This window comes from Algoriphagus sp. NBT04N3 (assembly GCF_019443765.1).
In the GTDB taxonomy this organism is placed as follows: Bacteria; Bacteroidota; Bacteroidia; order Cytophagales; family Cyclobacteriaceae; genus Algoriphagus; species Algoriphagus ornithinivorans.
The window spans coordinates 740,565-758,425 of record NZ_CP048415.1 but is presented as its reverse complement, the minus strand read 5'-3'; the positions used below and the strand labels follow the sequence as shown (position 1 = coordinate 758,425).

At 37.3% G+C, this 17,861-nt stretch carries 15 protein-coding genes and 2 tRNA genes; 4 read left to right on the top strand and 13 right to left on the bottom strand.

The features are described from left to right. Positions 1 to 7: 7 nt before the first annotated feature. The 10 genes from GYM62_RS03310 to GYM62_RS03265 all read right to left on the bottom strand — a co-directional run bounded on the left by GYM62_RS03310 (position 8) and on the right by GYM62_RS03265 (position 7,459). Complete coding sequence (locus GYM62_RS03310) at positions 8 to 1,111, bottom strand: hypothetical protein (protein WP_219958282.1); 1,104 nt, start codon at positions 1,109 to 1,111, stop codon at positions 8 to 10. A gap of 10 nt (positions 1,112 to 1,121) precedes the next feature. Further along, complete coding sequence (locus GYM62_RS03305) at positions 1,122 to 1,778, bottom strand: ATPase (RefSeq protein WP_255590521.1); 657 nt, start codon at positions 1,776 to 1,778, stop codon at positions 1,122 to 1,124. After that, positions 1,762 to 2,433 carry a hypothetical protein gene (locus tag GYM62_RS03300; RefSeq protein ID WP_219958281.1) on the bottom strand — a complete coding sequence of 224 codons (672 nt, stop codon included), beginning with the start codon at positions 2,431 to 2,433 and terminating at the stop codon, positions 1,762 to 1,764. Before GYM62_RS03300 ends, GYM62_RS03305 begins: the two co-directional genes overlap by 17 nt. Positions 2,434 to 2,441: 8 nt before the next feature. Then, positions 2,442 to 2,720 carry a helix-turn-helix domain-containing protein gene (locus GYM62_RS03295; protein ID WP_219958280.1) on the bottom strand — a complete coding sequence of 93 codons (279 nt, stop codon included), beginning with the start codon at positions 2,718 to 2,720 and terminating at the stop codon, positions 2,442 to 2,444. A 307-nt stretch (positions 2,721 to 3,027) separates the two neighbouring features. After that, positions 3,028 to 3,864: an RteC domain-containing protein gene (locus GYM62_RS03290; RefSeq protein WP_219958279.1), complete on the bottom strand. Its 837-nt coding sequence runs from the start codon at positions 3,862 to 3,864 to the stop codon at positions 3,028 to 3,030. 201 nt (positions 3,865 to 4,065) lie between these two features. Next, entirely contained in the window at positions 4,066 to 4,941 is an 876-nt protein-coding gene (locus GYM62_RS03285) for a helix-turn-helix transcriptional regulator (RefSeq protein ID WP_219958278.1), read from the bottom strand. Positions 4,942 to 4,995: 54 nt separating this feature from the next. Beyond that, positions 4,996 to 5,484, bottom strand: coding sequence for an asparaginase domain-containing protein (locus GYM62_RS03280; protein ID WP_219958277.1), 489 nt, complete (start codon positions 5,482 to 5,484; stop codon positions 4,996 to 4,998). Between the two features lie 285 nt (positions 5,485 to 5,769). Then, positions 5,770 to 7,035 (bottom strand): site-specific integrase, encoded by a 1,266-nt coding sequence (locus GYM62_RS03275; RefSeq protein ID WP_219958276.1) that lies wholly within the window; start codon positions 7,033 to 7,035, stop codon positions 5,770 to 5,772. A 237-nt stretch (positions 7,036 to 7,272) separates the two neighbouring features. Next, positions 7,273 to 7,346 (bottom strand) — tRNA-Pro (locus GYM62_RS03270). Between the two features lie 24 nt (positions 7,347 to 7,370). Beyond that, positions 7,371 to 7,459: transfer RNA gene (locus GYM62_RS03265), tRNA-Ser, on the bottom strand. Positions 7,460 to 8,188: 729 nt separating this feature from the next. On the opposite strand from GYM62_RS03265, the gene GYM62_RS03260 reads away from it, so the two are divergent. After that, positions 8,189 to 9,535: a hypothetical protein gene (locus GYM62_RS03260; protein ID WP_144605283.1), complete on the top strand. Its 1,347-nt coding sequence runs from the start codon at positions 8,189 to 8,191 to the stop codon at positions 9,533 to 9,535. Here the strand turns inward: GYM62_RS03260 and GYM62_RS03255 are convergent. Beyond that, positions 9,532 to 11,073 carry a hypothetical protein gene (locus GYM62_RS03255; protein WP_144605282.1) on the bottom strand — a complete coding sequence of 514 codons (1,542 nt, stop codon included), beginning with the start codon at positions 11,071 to 11,073 and terminating at the stop codon, positions 9,532 to 9,534. The genes GYM62_RS03260 and GYM62_RS03255 overlap by 4 nt on opposite strands. A 92-nt stretch (positions 11,074 to 11,165) precedes the next feature. Here GYM62_RS03255 and GYM62_RS03250 point away from each other — a divergent pair, with 92 nt between their 5' ends. Further along, complete coding sequence (locus GYM62_RS03250; protein ID WP_144605281.1) at positions 11,166 to 11,576, top strand: LytTR family DNA-binding domain-containing protein; 411 nt, start codon at positions 11,166 to 11,168, stop codon at positions 11,574 to 11,576. On the opposite strand, the gene GYM62_RS03245 is transcribed toward GYM62_RS03250, so the two are convergent. Next, positions 11,573 to 12,784, bottom strand: a complete 1,212-nt coding sequence (locus tag GYM62_RS03245) for an S-adenosylmethionine:tRNA ribosyltransferase-isomerase (RefSeq protein WP_317129940.1) — start codon at positions 12,782 to 12,784, stop codon at positions 11,573 to 11,575. The genes GYM62_RS03250 and GYM62_RS03245 overlap by 4 nt on opposite strands. Positions 12,785 to 12,841: 57 nt before the next feature. Between GYM62_RS03245 and menC the strand changes: the two genes are divergently transcribed. Beyond that, complete coding sequence (gene menC / locus GYM62_RS03240; RefSeq protein ID WP_144605279.1) at positions 12,842 to 13,921, top strand: o-succinylbenzoate synthase; 1,080 nt, start codon at positions 12,842 to 12,844, stop codon at positions 13,919 to 13,921. Here the strand turns inward: menC and GYM62_RS03235 are convergent, their stop codons facing one another. After that, on the bottom strand, positions 13,922 to 15,055 hold the full coding sequence (locus tag GYM62_RS03235) for a lactonase family protein (RefSeq protein ID WP_144605278.1): 1,134 nt from the start codon (positions 15,053 to 15,055) through the stop codon (positions 13,922 to 13,924). Between the two features lie 161 nt (positions 15,056 to 15,216). Here GYM62_RS03235 and GYM62_RS03230 point away from each other — a divergent pair, with 161 nt between their 5' ends. Further along, the gene (locus GYM62_RS03230) at positions 15,217 to 17,751 is read left to right on the top strand and encodes a phosphoenolpyruvate carboxylase (protein WP_144605277.1); all 2,535 of its coding nucleotides are present in this window, start codon (positions 15,217 to 15,219) and stop codon (positions 17,749 to 17,751) included. Positions 17,752 to 17,861: the final 110 nt, after the last annotated feature.

Here is a 17,861-nt window from a genome sequence, read left to right as displayed (position 1 = left end):
TTCAGCATCAATTGAAATCAGCCCAAATCAACGGATGTTCACTTGCTGCATGCTGCTTATTGGCGATTGATGGGTACAACCTCCATTTCGGTTTGCGTTCAGGCCAGGTGCCCATTCTATTCATTCCGGAAGCCTTAACCATTTCGAACAACTTGGGAGACAACATGAAGTAATCTTTTTGTTTGATATTGACCCCCATTCGGTAAGCCCCCATACTGAAATAGTTGCCACTACTCCCATTATCCCTGTCAGCTGTAAACCGTTTGTGCTTTGAGACATCAATTAAATCCGTTTCCCGAAGCAATGGAGCCAAGCAATGGCTGTAGGATGCCTCATTCAATGTTCCACTGACAATAACCAAGTCCTTTCCATTCCTTAGTTTTTGTTTATAGATTTCAGACACCTTTTGGGCTTGCTTTTGACGTTGGACCTCGTCTGCCGAAAAGTGGTTGTTCAAAACCCAGATAGAATCTCCGTTGGGGGTACAAATCTCGTATTCCTGACAATCGATATCGAATAACGAATACCCTTCCTTATCCAAGTCATGTAGATGATTCTTAAATCCGTTTAAGTGATATCCGTTTTTTAGGAGTATGCCCATACCCAAATCCCTATTATCATTGGTTTCAAATACCATGACCTCCTGATATGGCGTAATTTTTAGCAATGGCAGGAATTCGGAATTGAACTCCATCAACGAGGCACGATCTTCCACTTCCTGCAAAACAAGAATATCTGGATTGGTTTCCGCGATCATGTACGCCTTACTGAATATAGCCTTTTCGTGGATGGGTCGGTTCCCTAATTTCGTCCAACCCTGCCAGTCTGTAAGAAAGGATGCTTTGGTTGTATTTTCCAATACCCTACCTTTAAAACACAATTCCCCAGCGCGTCTTTTGAGTATTGCATAGGGATTGTCTTCTGTTTTTTCAAAACCAAGAAGAAAGGACAAATTATTGATTCGCTCACTATCGTTTATGGATTTGTTGGGTTTACGTAAAAGACTGTCTAATTCACTTATCCAATCGGTAGCATTTTTAGTTCTACTCGTTGAAACCAAATCCCGATGCCTATGGAACAGATTCTGAATGTTGAAGGTGGCAATTTTCATATATTGATTTTTAAGTTCTCTTGTCCTTGGTATTCTTATCAAAAGCTATCAGGTTGAACATTTGACGCATCCGGCTTCGTACCCTTTTTCCATATCGTTCTTCCAATTCTTCCGCATTTAAATTTGTGGTAGCATGCGTGGGTATTTTGGATGATAAAAAGAGTTCATATCGGGAAAGGATAATTTCGCCCATCACATTACAATCCTTTCCAAAGTGACGACCCAGGGGCTCTACCCCTAAGTCATCAAAGCAGTAAAATCTTCCATTGCCATAATCCTCTATAATCTTAAAACCGATATGATTAAACCCAAAAGAAACATTTCGGGCCGGAATTAGCTCATAAGGCCTTCTGTGGGGTACGATATGGCGTATTAAACGCATCAGACTGGTTTTACCGCAGCCGACCGGTCCCGTCAACAGAATACCCTTGTCAGGATCGATTCCATATTTTGAGCAGTTCTCATAATCTTTGACCATATAGTTGCAAAGCCTCAAAAGAACACTCTTATCTTCTTCATAAATCTTAAAATGCTTTCCGAAGAGCATTCTGCCTTTTGCCTCCAAGTAAATAAGCACCTTGGTAAAATCGTATTCTACTTTTCTACCGTCCAACTCACCCAAAGAGTAGACCACACTTCCTTCCCTTATTTTAGAGGGGTTCTCCATAGTTCTTTTGTTCGTTGGTAATTAAGTAATCCGTGTTCTTAGATACTATTTGAAGTTTGGGTTTCTCTTTGATTTCCTCTGCCCTCAGCATCCAATTGGCAGCAATGGCCTTCCAATCCTCAATTTTTGTTTTACCTCCAATTTTCCAACCTACTCCTTCGTAATGGTTAAAGAACTTAACGGCATTCAGGGAAGGCCAATTTTTCAATTTAAAATATTCAATAACCTCCAATTCATTTTTTGGTTTTCTCTCTTTAGATAGTTTATATTGTTTTGAATGTTTTATATATAAGGTAAGTGGTACATTTTTGGGACAGTAGCGTTGCATTAGTGTACCAGTAAGTCCTGTTTCTGTACTACTACTGGTACAGAATTGGGACATTCTGACCATGGTTTTCTGAGTGGGGTTTTGCGTAGGCAAGTAGTTGATATATTCCCAATCCGATAGGTCTTTTATCAACCGGTGATATGTAGATCGCGAACCGATTTTTGCCAATTTCATGATTTCGGTTCTATTGGCATAAAAACCGTCGGGAAAGCGATGCAGATTCCAATAGAAAAAGAGAGCAAAGTACAAACTAAGGTGTGCGTAATTAAGACGGTCATCCCCATAGAACTTATAAAATATAGCGTTCAAATGTTTGATATAGTTCATTATGACCCTTATTGAGTGGTAGTCTGACCTTCTGTTAGCACTTTGTCAATTTCAGCTGCGTCATAGAAATAGAGACCTTCAACTTTATGTGTGGTCAAAATGTTTTTGCTTCGTAAATTTTGTAAAGTGCTGTGGCTGATTTTGAGCATTTTCTTGACATCGGAAGACCTTAACCATTTCTTTGGAGGTTCCTTTTTCAAATAACTCGATAATAATTCCTCAAACTCTTCTAAAAGTTCCAATTTAAATTCCCGTAAATCGTCGGTAGTGATAATACTTGTTGGCATCTGTTCCAGTTTTTAAAATCCCACCGCTGGTTAGAATTTTTTAGTGCGGTGGGATTACAGCAATTTGACTTTTCGAGAACAAATTTGAACAGATTTACCCAGTTTTGTTCACCAGTTCAACGGGAGTCGGGTGAAAATTTAACATTTGGGTTTATTAGGGAACAAAAGGCTATTTTCCTGCTTTTCTGACCATGTTTTACGTTCAAAGAAGTCAAAAATATTCCCTAAAAGAACATTTATATGCACTAACCGGAGGTTAACCGGAGTACGGTAATTAAAATCAAGGTTTATTGGGCTTAACCGACCTTTATAAATCAGTGCTGTCCATGTGGGATTGTAATCCAGAAGCTAAATCATCAAGAAATTTCGTACGGCTTATCTTTCTTGATTTGATTTCTGAAAATGTTTTGTAGAAATCCCCTAAATCAAAATGTAGTACTTGCTGAAAAGCGGACGCAATTTCCTTAATATCTGCATTACCATTATTGATGACCCGATTATAATGTAGGGCGTAAATCAATTCGGTCAATGCAGATTTGTTTGCCGTCCACTGGAGGTTTAATTGATTGTTCAACTCTTCTGCATTTACCCTGCGTAATTTCGATTTATCGATCATACGGTTTTGGAGATAAACCAATATGGAATCATATGCCTTGAATTCTGACAACAACATATCTTTTGGTGTGTTGAAATCCACATCATGAAAGTAAACATGCGATAAATTAAGTGGAAATGAATCGAGGTGTTTTCTGGTAAAATACTGTTCATCAAAATGGGTTCGCCCAGACGTGATATATTCGCTGAAACTGGTATGGTTACGATAAAATCGATTGATACGGTTCAATCGTTTTTTAATGAATTTACGTTGGGCATTTTCATCTCCCCTGGGGAATTCTAGTTCAAAAGAACGTACTTGGGAATGATAAATTAACTGTGAGGCAGGAATAGTTTTATAACTCTTAAAAAACTCTATTTCCTTTTCAATAGATTCAAAACCGTCGTTAATAACCCCTTGTTTAAAAATGGATAGCAGCGAATGGCACAGGCGAATTGAATGATTGGCCCTCTTAATGACATTAGGAATATTTACCTGGGCCTCTAGCAAATCTTTTTGAAGGCCATCTATGAAGGGCTTAAAATCCATAGCACCTCTTTTACAATTATAAAATTGTATAGAGGTCAATTTTTTGGTAAGGTTGTATAGTGGTTTGGGGGTTGACCCTCTATACCCAGACAGTTGCTATCTAATATAGCACCTTAGTAATCAAGACCCAAGGATATATGGCGTATTTACATACGGTTCAGTCCGTATTTATACTACGGAATCAAAATTACTGTCATTGGTTTAGGACCCTGAGAGTTTAAATCGATTTAAAAACTCGACTCTGCTCTTGACATCCATTTTTTTATAAATATTGGATGCATGTTTGGAAACCGTACTTTCTGCGATATGGAAATCGTCTCCAATTTCCTTGTAGTTGCGATCATCTAAAATTGACAGTGCAATTTCTATCTCCCTTCTCGTAAGTCCTTTATTGAAAAATTTCGGTTCTAGAAGATTGTCCTTTATGTCCTTATAATATCCGAACACCTCAATCAATTTGCTTTTGTGTTCGAGGAAAAACAGATATCTGTCTATTTCAATGGCGGTTATCGCAAAGAAAGAAATATTGATTATTGTAAAGGTTAGCCATTGATAATCGCCAATTACTGTAAGTACAGGTAGAAGCACCATACATGTCACGCTCAACAAGGCAAGTTTATTTCGACGGAGTACAAAGTCATTAGGGTTTTTAGAATTTGATATTTTTTTATTGAATGCCCAAAGAAAATAAAAAGAAATAAGTGATACCGGGAAAGCGAATGCCATCCTTGCAATATCTATTGAACCAGTAAGATAATAAGGTAACAAATAAAGCCCTAGAAAGCATAATCCACCATAAATTGAAATATTTGAAATGGTTAAATGGACGTTTAAAAATGTAATGTCATATTCCCTATAAATATAATAAAATAGGTAAATACCCATGGTCATGGCCACTACATATGTAATGATGTATTGCAAAATAAATGGTCCAGGAAAACCTTCAAAAGGTAGAAATCCTCCTGTGAAATTGTAAAGGACAAATAGGACGGCTAAACCAAGATATCTTTTTAAATTGTTATGTCTTAGGCGTGCATTCTGGAAAATGGCGAAAATCAATATGAAAGTATCTATCAATAGATAGAAAAAAGTTGTCCAATGTATTGAAGTGCCGAACATAACAATTACTCATTAGAATTCCTTTTCAAATTGGTTAGATTCCAAATTCTTCCGAACATTGTCCCAAGTAAAAACTTCTCCATTCATGGCGATATAGACACCATATTCCAGAAAATCTAGAACTCCAAAGGCAAAGCCCAAATTAAATGGAGCATCAGAATCCTTATCAGTTCCCAATTTAAGGGAACCCACCAACACTATAGTCTTTTCCAAACCAAGCTTGCCTAAAAATTTCGCAGTTTCAGCCATAGTCAAGGTACCATGGGTAACAAGAATTTGATTTGAAGAGGCAGCAGTAATCTTTTCGGCCAATTCCAATCTATCCTCAGCGGTGATGAAACGACTGTCTTTTTGAAAAACTCTCTCAAGCCTAAAGGGTGATGATACTTTTGCGCAGTTAAGAAAATCCTCAATGGAGATGGTGTTTTGAAGCGTTGCGTCCTTTGGTTTATCATAATCCAACCCTTCAATAGTACCTCCAGTAGTGAAAATATGTATCATTTTCTCACGATTTACGGAATTCAGAATCAGTAAGAGTAATTGGGATATTTCACTACATCCAATAGATAGGGCTTCCCATTATTGGAAATGTAATTAGCTTTGCATTATATGAATTCGCTAATACAATGTCTTTAAACAGGAATGGTTAGTGTAAATAGATACTCTGTAATATCGACTTTGAATTCAAAATATTTCTAAATATAATAATTTTCTTTCGTTCAAATAGTTGTAAGTCATTGATATGGTGGTAATTCTTAGTTCGAAATTTCAAGTTTAAATTAATATTTAGGCTGTTCTGGTCTCCAATAGATTATCTTTTCTACTAGAGGATTCAAGCTTAGTCTTAAGTACCGCAATATCTTCGCTGATTTTCTTCTCCATAACCCGCGCATATATTTGAGTGGTAGAAAGTCTTCGGTGTCCTAAAAGTTTAGATACTGTTTCGAGAGGAACTCCATTCGCCAACGTAACGGTAGTCGCAAAGGTGTGCCTAGCTGCATGAAATGAAATATGTTTATCAATTCCGCACTTGGCGATAATTTTCTTTAAATAAGAATTGCACTTTTGATTGCTATAAACGGGCAATAAAAGGTCATTGTTCTTCCCATATCCGTCATTAGTATATTTGCACAGAATTTCTTTGGCCTTGCTCAGTAAAGGGATTTTTACAGCTGTTTTGCTCTTTTCCCTTTTTGTATATATCCATTCTCCACCATCTATTCCAACAACTATCTGTCCAGGTTTTAGCCTTTTTAAGTCAATATAAGAGAGGCCCGTGTAGCAGGCAAATATGAAACAATCACGTACTCTTTTTAATCCGAAATCAGTCAACTCAAGTTCTTCAACTAAGCTAAGCTCTTCAATAGTTAAATATTGACGGTCATAGGATGTGAACTTAGAATTAAAAAAAGCAAATGGATTTTGCTTGATGCAGTCAAGTTTACAAGCAATCGTAGTCATCTTTTTAAAACGCTCTAGGTGTTTCATTATTCCGTTATTACCTAATGGCTGGGATTTCATCAAAGGCTTACAATTGCGGAGGTAGTTTTCAAAATTTAGAACAAAAGAATAATTAATTTGATTTAGAGGCATATCGGAGGTTCGATACTTCTTGGACAAAAAAGAGAGAAGATATTTTTCTGTGGCACCATAATTCTTTGCAGTACCTTTTTTTAGTTTTGGGATTTCATTCTCTTTATGATACTTAAGAAGTTCCCTTATTGTTCTCAAGGGGCTATCCTCTTCTAAATATCTAAGCTTTATGTCTTGAACAGTAATGAATCTTCCTTCTTGGAGTAAACTACGGTATGAAGCCTTCAATTCTGAGGATATATCGTCTAAAGAATCATTTATAAAGGATGCATCCTTATGTTTTAGATTAACTCTTTCCGAGACTGGACACCAATGTCTTTCAAGTACTGATTTTTTGGTGCTGATATCAGCTGGTTTACCATCCAATCTAATTCGGGCATAAATAGGTGTTGTACCATCTTTCCTGATTGATTTCTTTTTCAACCAAAAATGAATAATAAAAGTGTGTGTAGTTTTCATCACTTTCGTTTTTTAAAGATTATTGAATCCGTTAAACGAAAGCCAAATCGCCGTGAAAAGTCTATTGCGATGAGTTGAACGTACTAAAGTTACTAAAAAACGATTCCCAAAAACAGGACACGTAATAGGACACGTTCAATTATGATTTCAAAACTATTCAAATGAAACCAAGAATTATTTAAATCCTTGGTTTTCATAAGATTAGTACAAATTTGGTGTCTTTTGACACCCTTTTTGTCGGGGTGGCAGGATTCGAACCTACGACCTCCACATCCCAAATGTGGCGCGATACCGGGCTACGCTACACCCCGAACTAATTCTCTTAAGGATTTCAGCAGAGAGTGGGGGATTCGAACCCCCGGTACGGTTTGACCCGTACGACAGTTTAGCAAACTGCTGGTTTAAGCCACTCACCCAACTCTCTAATATTTTTATGATTTGGAAATTTTTTCCCTTCTTTAACAAAAGAGTATTATTTATTATTTCCAATTCAATTATAAAGATTTCATATAAACCTTCACCTAATGGCTAACCATTTCCTTTAGGCGATGCAAATATAAACCAAATGAAAAGATTTAAGCAAGGAATCTGCCGAAGCATCTGAAGATTGAAAGCTAATTTTTTTAATCCCCTGACTATCAATTCAAATATTTGCCCTTTTCTTTAAAAATTTTATTCGGGATGTTTGAAAGATTTTATTAATTGGTATTTTTAAAGCAAATTTTTGGATTATGGTTATTCAAACGACAAATGCCTCTTTTTTGATTGAGAATTGTGAATTTGATTCTGCCCTTGTGGCAATTCACTCTGATTCTCGATTTGAACTCTCTCGTCTTTTCGGGTCTATAAAAGTTAAATCCTCCGATTCCCATACCTACCCTTTTACTGTGAGAATCAGTAAACAGGAGTTCACTGATTCATTGATTTTATTGATCAAAGAGATTGATTACACGAGTTTTTCGCAATTAGAATCAAACTGGATGTAATTTTTTTTAGAAAATTTCAAAAAAAAATTCAAGTACTTTTTGGTGACAAAAAGCATTTTTTGGTTTAGGTCTTACTTTTTACATTGTCCAAACAAATTTTATCCCGTAAACGTCTGGTTTATAGAATTTTGTTCTATCAATTGAGTCTTTTTTTTAATAAAATTTTTTTGCAATATTCGAAGAGTACTTATTGGATTATCACCCCAAGTTTTACACCCAAATTGATCAGCATTGAACATATCGAACAGCTAATTCCTGAATTTTTTCAGGAGTCCGAGCATTTTTATCTAGTCTTTTTAGATATAGAAGGAAATGTTGAGGATTCAAATGCTCTTTTTAAAGGGCTACTGGGAATTTCTGATTCATCTTCTATTTTTGATCACCTAGATTTCCGATCAAAGCAAGAACTGGAAGGTTTAATTGATCAATTAATGCTCAAACCTAAAGAGCAATATCCGGTTTTGCTCCAATTTATTGATCAGAAAAGAGCGCAATCATGGTGGGAATTTTCTATGGTGATCAACTCCGAAATGGATCCCTTGGGATTCATTGGTATTGGTGTTGACTTGAACTTCCTTGAACGGAAACTCCCATGGAATCATCTTATCGATCTTCTCAATTTCGGAAAGGCTGAACTGGATGAAAACTTGGAGTTTATTTCCGCCGAACCTTTAGTAGCGGATTGGATTGCAAATGGGAGTTCAGAACTAATAGGGAAAAGCTTACTGAATTCAGGATTATTTGAACTGAATTCTTTTGACCGTTTGGAGTTGGAAAAGATACTCTCTACAGAAGGAGTGACACAATTCAAAGCAAGGGTTAAGAGAGCTTCAGGGTACTTTTCATATTCCATTAATTTATTGAAACATACTAAAGGATTTCTACTTTTTATGAGACCTGCGCCAAAAGATGAGTTTTATGCAAATAATGTAAAACCTTTTGCCAATGAGCAATTGGACTTAATTTCAGGTCCAGTTTGGATTTTGGAGAGAAATTTTTCGGTTGTTCAGCAAAATAGCCTCGCATCATCTTTGATCCAACAGTGGAATTCCAGCAATTCTTCGGCTAAGTCAGGCTTTAATACCGAATTTGCAGGAGATAAATCCAAAAGATTAATGGAAATAATATCTCAGACTTTTGAAGGACAAGAGAAGAAATTGGCTGTAAAAATCACCAATAAAACTGGTGGCTCAGAATATTGGACATTCCATACTAAAGTCATTTATTCGGAAGGCAAAAAGCGCTGGGTAATGATTCAAGGAATTGATCAAAGTGTTTTGTACAATCGGATTAATTTGCAGGAAAAAGAAATTCAGACATTAAGGGAATTGGCCATCCGTCCTTCGCATATTTTGAGATCTCCGCTTTCTTCTATGCTTGGCTTATTGGATTTGATTGATTACAGGAAACTTGATGAGGAAAATCAAAAATATATTTCCTACCTCAAGCCACTCGCACAAGAATTGGATGAAGTAATTCGAAATAATGCAAAGAAAATGTCTCAATTAGATTAATGAGACCCTTCAAGGCCTATTATGGCTAGAGTTGCAGGAATATTGTAAACGCCTTCCAAGACAAATCTTTCTGAGCTAATCAATAAATGACCTGATTCCTGATAGACTATTCCTTCAGGAAATCCCCTAATCGGTATATATCCAATTTTTATTTCGGGATAGAAGTTGTTCAACTTTTGATCTTCTCTTATGCCTTCACTGATCCAGATAGCCTGTTCCAGTGGATTTAAACCTAAAAATCTGAATCCAATCAAGGATATTTCCCCGTTTTCTCGGTTGATATCAGCTCCAGTTACCAAGGCATTCAAGGAAAATGTCTCTACCAGCTCAGCTTCATAATCACCCGGAATTGCAGGTAATACATAATGATCAGAATTATTAAACCCTCGGTTTTTTGAAAACAAATGAAGCTTATTCTGATAAAAAATCATGGCTTCGCAATCAAATCTATGGTTTTCGGAAGAACCGCTAAAGTCAGTTTGATTAGGGTAGTTGAACTTAATTTGCTCGGCGGTCAAATTATCCTGATTGAGTAGCTCAGCAATTGAGACCCTATAGATTACCAGGTCTTTTCGATTGCCTAAATTATTTCCAAAATCGCCAATAAATAGGTGAGTTTCGCTTTGGGCTAAATCTTCCCAATCGACGTTACTGGCATTCGTGACTGTAATATTTCTCAAAACCTCTCCTGTGGAAGCATTAAGTTCATGAATTTGATTGGGGTTTTCCCCATCATTTATTGAAAATAATCTTCCGTTAATAAATGCCAATCCTGAGGTTTCATTTTGGGAGGTTTCCAGAGAATTAATTGTGGAAGGGCTTAAAGAAATTACTTGATTTTGGCTGTTGATTTTGATCAGACCTTCTTGGTAGCTTGAGTTTCCTGCATTGAATTCGATTCTATAGGCTGATTCAATGTTAGATTCTGTATTGGAATCAAACTGGGTGATAAACTTTCCGGTATTTCCGATTGGAATTTTTATTTCCAGCCTTCCATTTAAATTATGGTAGATATAAAAGTTGTTGAGAGAGGCTTCGAATAAAGGTTTTGCATTTTCCAGCAATATGGAGGGAGCTTGGATTGGTTGATTGGAAGCAACTCTAATCCTTTTATTGAGTCTGTTTCCTTTAAGAACTAGTTCCTGATTGTCTTTTTCAGCTTTGAAACTGCCTTTTATGGATATTTCAGCAACTGAGGAAGTTTCATTTCTTGATGAACTGAGATATGTATAAGTGTAGTCCCCTGTGGCTAATTCAATGGTTTTATTGATTGGGTTTTGATTAGCCGGAATTTTTAAGAAGTATTTTTTTCCGTCATCAGTACCTTCAAAGGATATTTCTAACTCATCCTGAAATTTATTGGCCGGGGCACCTGATACATTTTCAAGCAAAATAGATGAAATAGTAACTGTGCTGTTGGCGCTTCCTCCTGGATTATCATCAATGACCGGATTTTCAGGATCTGTACAGGAAAAGTTCAAGAAAATCAATGAGAAAATTGCTGGATAAAAAGTTGAAAATCTGATTGATTGAGACATTTGGTCAAAAATATATGCTGATTTAAGTCCTTAATTTACAAAATCAAAACAATCATCTTTCACAGGAAGTTGCAAATGTAAATCGAAAGGATATGAAAGAGCTATTAGAAGGTATTAAGAAGAACAGTAACGGTGCAAGCAAACATGATGCTGCTTTGGAGAAAGAATCAAACCTTTTAATCCGGGATGCCATATTTGTTCGACATGATGGATCTCTGGTTAAAGTTAAGTTTCAAGATGTTCTTTGGCTGAAGGGGGATGGAAATTACACCACCTTGGTAGCAAGAGATTTTGTGATTTCTGTGAGGAATATTCTAAAGGATTTTGAAGAAGCGCTTCCCCAGAAAGAATTCATGAGAATCCACAAAAGTTATATAGTTCGCTTGGATGAAATAATTTCCATCAATCCGAGAGAAGTAAAGGTAGGAGAAGATCTAGTTCCTGTTGGAAGGTCTTATTACCAAAATCTCATCGATGGAATTAAGAAGTTAGGCTCGGATTAATCAAACCACAGCAAACTACTGTCTCCATAACTGAGGAACCTATAATCTTTTTCTAAGGCTTCTTGGTATACGAATTCCCAATCCTTCCCAATCATGGCAGCTATTAAAAGAACAAGAGTTGTTCCGGGCTGGTGGAAATTAGTAATCAATCCTTCAATCATTTGAAATTGATAACCTGGGAAAATGAATATTTCTGTACTTCCCATGATTTCGGTTTGTCCAGTTGAATCCATTAAATCCAGAACAGCTTGCAATGCCTCTTTTTTGGTAGGCAATACCTCTCTTGTTTCATAGGGAAATAATTTTTCCACAAAAAACTCTTCTCCCTTATTTTCTATCAGTTTCACTCCATACCAATAGAGGCTTTCCAAACTTCTAACTGAGGTTGTTCCCACAGCGACTGTTTTCCCTTCTTGTTCCAAACATTTTTCAATCACAGATCTTTGCAAATGAATTTGTTCGCTGTGCATGGGGTGTTCTTGAACCTTGTCAACTTTAATTGGCTGAAACGTGCCTGCAGAGACATGAAGCGTGACTTCTGATTCTTTCACGCCTTTTTTTCTCATTGCTGAAAAAACCTCTTCAGTAAAATGAAGTCCTGCAGTTGGTGCGGCGACTGCGCCTTCTTTTTTTGAGTAAACAGTCTGATATCTAGATTTATCTTCTTCTTCGGCTTTTCTATTGAGATAGGGAGGTAAAGGAACCTCTCCACTAGACTCTACGATATCCACAAATGCAACATCGAATGGAGACCAGGAAAACTCTACCAATTTCCTGTCTCTATCCAGAAGCTTAGCTTCTAAGATGATTTCTTTTCCCAAATGTTGAACTCGCCCTTTCAGGATTTCGCCATCCTTCCATTTCTTGGCATTTCCTATCATGGTTTCCCAAGATACCGGATGTTTGGCAAGCATGATTTCAGGTATGACTGTGCTCGGAGATACTGGCGCTAATAAGAAAATTTCAATTTTGGCTCCAGTTTCCCGTTGGAAAATTAATCGCGCAGGAATGACTTTGGTATCGTTGTAAACAAGCAACATTCCTTCTTCCAGGAGATCGGGAAGATTATAAAAACGATGGTGTGTAATATTTCCAGCTTTATAATGAAGCAACTTTGAATCATCCCTTTTTTCTAAAGGGTATTTGGCGATTCGATCTTCTGGAAGTGTATATTCGTAGTCTCTTAAGTTAATCTGAGGCTCTTTCATGCGTTTCATTTCAAAGCGCAAATATAGTCTCTTTAATCTTTTAGCCCTGCCTGTCTTATGTCACAGCTATCTCTGAAATTTCAATTGATTCCCAGAACTCTCCAGTTTCGCTTTGAAGCGGGGACTTCCCGTGGTGTATTAAAGACTCGGAATATTTGGTGGATCAAGGCTTACAATGAGGAGAGTCCTAATCAAATTGGATGGGGTGAAGCTGCTCCATTGGTAAAACTGAGCATTGATGATCGTCAGGATTTTGAGGAAGTTGTAAAGAATACGCTTGAAAAACTAGAGAAAGTGGAGTGGTCGCTGGAGGAAGATGAAATCTTAGATACTGTTAAAAAAAATGTGTCCTTTGATTTTCCTTCTATCCGATTTGCTATAGAAATGGCTGTGCTGGATTTTGTCAATGGGGGACAGAAAAAGTTTTTTTCCAATCAGTTTTTTGAAGAGCAGAAAGCCATCCCTATCAACGGGTTGATCTGGATGGGTGATCGAGAATTCATGATGCAACAAATCCAGGAAAAGCTGGATTCAGGATTTTCCTGTATTAAAATGAAAATCGGTGCCATTGATTTTAAGCAAGAATGTGAATTGCTGGAATTTATCAGAAAGCAATTCAGTCCTGATCAGATGATTTTGAGAGTGGATGCAAATGGAGCTTTTTCTCCTGAAGAAGCGCAAAGTAAACTAGCGAAATTAGCAGACCTTGGAATCCATAGTATAGAGCAACCCATCAAAGCTGGTCAATGGGATACCATGAGATTACTGTGTAAGTCAACACCCTTACCAATTGCCTTGGATGAGGAACTGATTGGTGTTAAGGAGAAGGAGTTGTTATTGGATACTATCAGGCCTCAACATATTATTTTGAAGCCAACATTGTTGGGAGGCTTTCTGGAGAGCAGAAAGTGGATAGCAAAGGCAGAAGAAAGGGGAATAGGTTGGTGGATGACCTCTGCCTTGGAAAGTAATATTGGTTTGAACGCTATCGCCCAGTTAGCTTCTCAATATCAACCTTCCATTCATCAAGGCCTTGGAACAGGGAAATTATACCATAATAATCTTGAATCCCCTCTACAAATTCAAAATGGAGAAATTCACTATAATTCAGTTATTCCTTGGGAAGAACCCAAATAATCATTGAATGGGATGTAAGTAAACAGGTTTATGACCTTGGATGCTTATTCCGGTATTTGCTAATTCGCCCGTTTCAGCATTTCTTTCAAAGACCACAATTTCATGACTTTCCTGATGAGCAGCTAAGAGATATTTTCCATCGGAAGTAAGATTGAAATTTCTAGGCATTTTTCCTCCGGAAGAGTAGTGTTGGATCAATTCATAGATCCCAGATTCATTTTTTCTAAAAGCCGAAATACTATTAGAATCACCCCTATTTGAAGCATAAATATGTTGGCCATCAGGCGAAACCCTAACTTCAGCCGCTCCTAAAGCACCCTTGAATTCTTCAGAAAAAAGAGGGAGTCTTTGTTTACTTTTCATTTGACCATTCTGATAGCTGAAAACTTCTAAAATGGCAGTCAATTCCTGAACAACAAAAAGTTCTTTTCGATCCTTCGAAAATGCCAAATGTCTTGGTCCATCTCCAGGAGTCATGGGGATTTTTTCCTCAAAGGAAAGTGGATTTTCAAGGCCACTTTCAAATTTGTAGCGATACAGTTCATCAGATCCTAAATCAGCAACCCAAACATAATCACCGGAAGGATCGAAAGTTGCGCTGTGAACATGCGCTGATTCCTGTCTAGATTTATTGACACTTGATCCTTGATGCTGTAGAACCTGCACCCGTTCCAAATTCCCATTAGTTACCTTAAAAACAGCAAGGTTACCTCCAGAGTAATTACTGACAAGGATGTATTTTTCATCAGGTGAAATTGCAATATGACAAGGATGGTCTCCAGCAGTAAAAGCTGAATCTAAAATCTGTAATGCTGTTCTTGAATCTTCGAGTTCAAAACTCAAGATTTGACCGCCATTTTCTCCCGCATTTTCAGATACTGTGTATAGGAATTCTTGATTTTTTCCTGTCAGGATAAAAGAGGGATTGGAGATTCCTTTGGCAATAGTTTCAAGGCTTAAAGAATCCTTTTCAGGGAAAAATGTCAAAAGATCGATTCCCTGTTCTTCGGTATCTGTGTAAGTTCCGACTAAAAATTTATAACTTAATAGCTCTAGGGATTTTTCCATATCGGATTCCTTTTGTTTACAGGCATACAAGGCAATTATCAATGATACGATCAGAAGGTTTTTCATGAGGATGATGAATCAATAGTTTAAGCTACAAAGAATTGTTTTTCCATTAGTCATCAATGAAAAAAAAGAAATGATTGAATGAATTATTTAATGAATTGGCAATTTGCTCGGTAAAAAACAAGAAATTTATTAATTTAGAATGCTTTAAACCTCTTTACTTAATGTATAAAACCTACGATACCGAAGTTGCAAAACGCTTCACAATTTATAACTCACTTTTTTTAGATCTTCCTTTCGATCATATTTTCAGAACAGGTACCATGTTGCCTCTTTTGGGAACTGCCTGCCAAAAGGGATTTGAGTCGGAGAAGACTCCGCGAGAGATTATTGAAGGCTTTTTTGAAGAAATGATGCCTTCCAATTCTGAGAAGGAAAGAACAGATCTGCTATTTCAAATGATTCAATATGTGGAGAGACAGGTGGTGCTTTTTGACTCCATTGAAGATGCTGCGTATGAAAAAATCAATGATTTGGGAGGGAAAGGTTCTATTAAAGCCTTAATAAACAGAGCGGAAAGTGATCATAAAAAGGAAGCATTGATAGAAAAGCTCAAAAGTTTTTCCGTCAGGCTAACATTGACAGCTCACCCAACTCAATTCTATCCCGGAAATGTGCTGGGAATTATCACCGACTTGGAAAATGCGATCCGGCAGGATGATATCGGGAGAATTAATCAATTGCTTCAGCAATTAGGAAAGACAGGTTTTATAAATAGAGAAAAGCCAAGTCCTTACGAGGAAGCGGTCAGCTTGATTTGGTTTTTGGAGAATGTATTCTATCAAAGTATCTCCGATATCATGATCAGAATGCTCAATCGCTTAAATATTCCGCTGCATGATTGGGAGAATCCAGGTTTACTGAAGGTAGGTTTTTGGCCGGGAGGAGATAGAGATGGAAATCCATTTGTGACTCATGAAACCACTATGCAGGTAGCGGAAAGATTGAAAAAATGGATTTTACGCTGTTACTACCGGGATGTAAGAAAGTTGAGGAGAAGACTTACTTTCAAACACGTAGAAAATGTAATTCTGAAAGTTGAAAAAGGGATTTATTCTACGCTTTTTGAAGATCAACCTGTTTACTCCAACAAAGAAGAATTATTAGCGGATCTTTTGAATGCAAGGGAAGCTTTGATTGAACATCATGACGGCTTATTCTTGGAACTCTTGGATGAATTTATTCTTAAAGTCAGAATTTTCGGATTCCATTTTGCCTACATGGATATGCGTCAGGATAGTCGAAAACATGATGCGCTTTGGGAAGAGATTTTTGAAGTGAAAGGTATAGAATGGAAAGCAACTGAGGAGGAGCAAATCCAGCAATTATTGGCAGTAGATTCCCTTCCTGAGATTGAAAGAATTCAGGATGAGTTTCATCAGGAAATGCTGAAGTCCTTCGGAACGATTGAAAAAATCCATGAATCCAATGGGGAGGATGTTTTGCATCGCTATATTATTTCCAATTGTCAATCTGCTAAGCATCTTTTAGAAGTATTCCAATTAGCCAAACTCACATTAGGTAAAGGAAAAGAGAATCTTCCTTTGGATGTCGTTCCGCTTTTTGAAACAATTGATGATTTGGCTGAGGCACCTGAGATTATGACCTACCTATATCGCTTGCCTGCTTATCAAAAGCATTTAGCCAGTAGAGGAAATAAACAAACCATCATGTTAGGCTTTTCAGACGGAACCAAAGATGGAGGGTATCTGAAGGCAAACTGGTCCATATTAAGAGCAAAAGAGGAAATGACTCGGGTTTCCCGTGAAAATGGAATCGAGGTAGTCTTTTTCGACGGTAGAGGTGGGCCTCCTGCAAGAGGTGGGGGAAATATGCATAATTTCTATGCATCACTGGGAGAGCGCGTTGAAAATGCGGAAATACAGGTCACTATACAGGGCCAGACTATTTCTGCAAACTATGGAAAGCAGGCTTCTTGTACTTATAATTTTGAACAGCTGCTAAGTGCGGGTCTTGAAAACCATCTTTATTCTGACTCTGAAAGAAACCTTTCTGAAGATCAGCGGGCTTTGATTGAAGAGTTGGCCAATAGAGGTTATGAATCTTACAAGGCCTTTAAGAATCATCCTAAGTTTGTCCCATATTTGGAGCATGTAACTCCACTTAAGTACTTTGGAATGACGAATATAGGCAGTCGGCCTTTGAAAAGAGGAAAGGGCGAAGGCTTGAAGTTTGAGGATTTAAGAGCGATTCCATTTGTTGGTTCTTGGGCTCAAATGAAGCAAAATATTCCCGGCTATTACGGAGTAGGTGCGGCTATTGCAGAGATGGAAAAGGAAAACCGGGTAGATGAATTAAAGGAATTGTATCAAAACAGTTTATTTTTCAGGACACTTCTGGGTAACTCCATGCAGTCTTTGAATAAGTGTTTCTATCCAGCAACTTCCTACCTAAAAAATAATGAAGAGTATGGGGGATTTTGGAAACTCATGTTCCAAGAATATGAGCGCTCTGTAGAAAAACTTAAAAAAGTTTCTCAAATGGAGGAGTTGATGGGAGATAATAAAGTGATCAAAACTTCAATTGCCATTCGGGAAAGGATAGTTTTACCACTCATTACCATACAACAATATGCTATTCAGAGTATGCTGGAAGATGGGAAGAGCAATGAGGTGCTACAGCGATTAATTTTAAGAAGTATGTTCGGAATTATCAATGCAGCCAGAAATGCTGCATGATGCCATGAGCACTAATTAAGGGGCTATCTTAAAGGCGTTGTTTTGTCCGCCTGAGTGGAGTCAAAGGCTAATGGATACTAGAAAATTTATTGGAGACCTTTAACTGACCG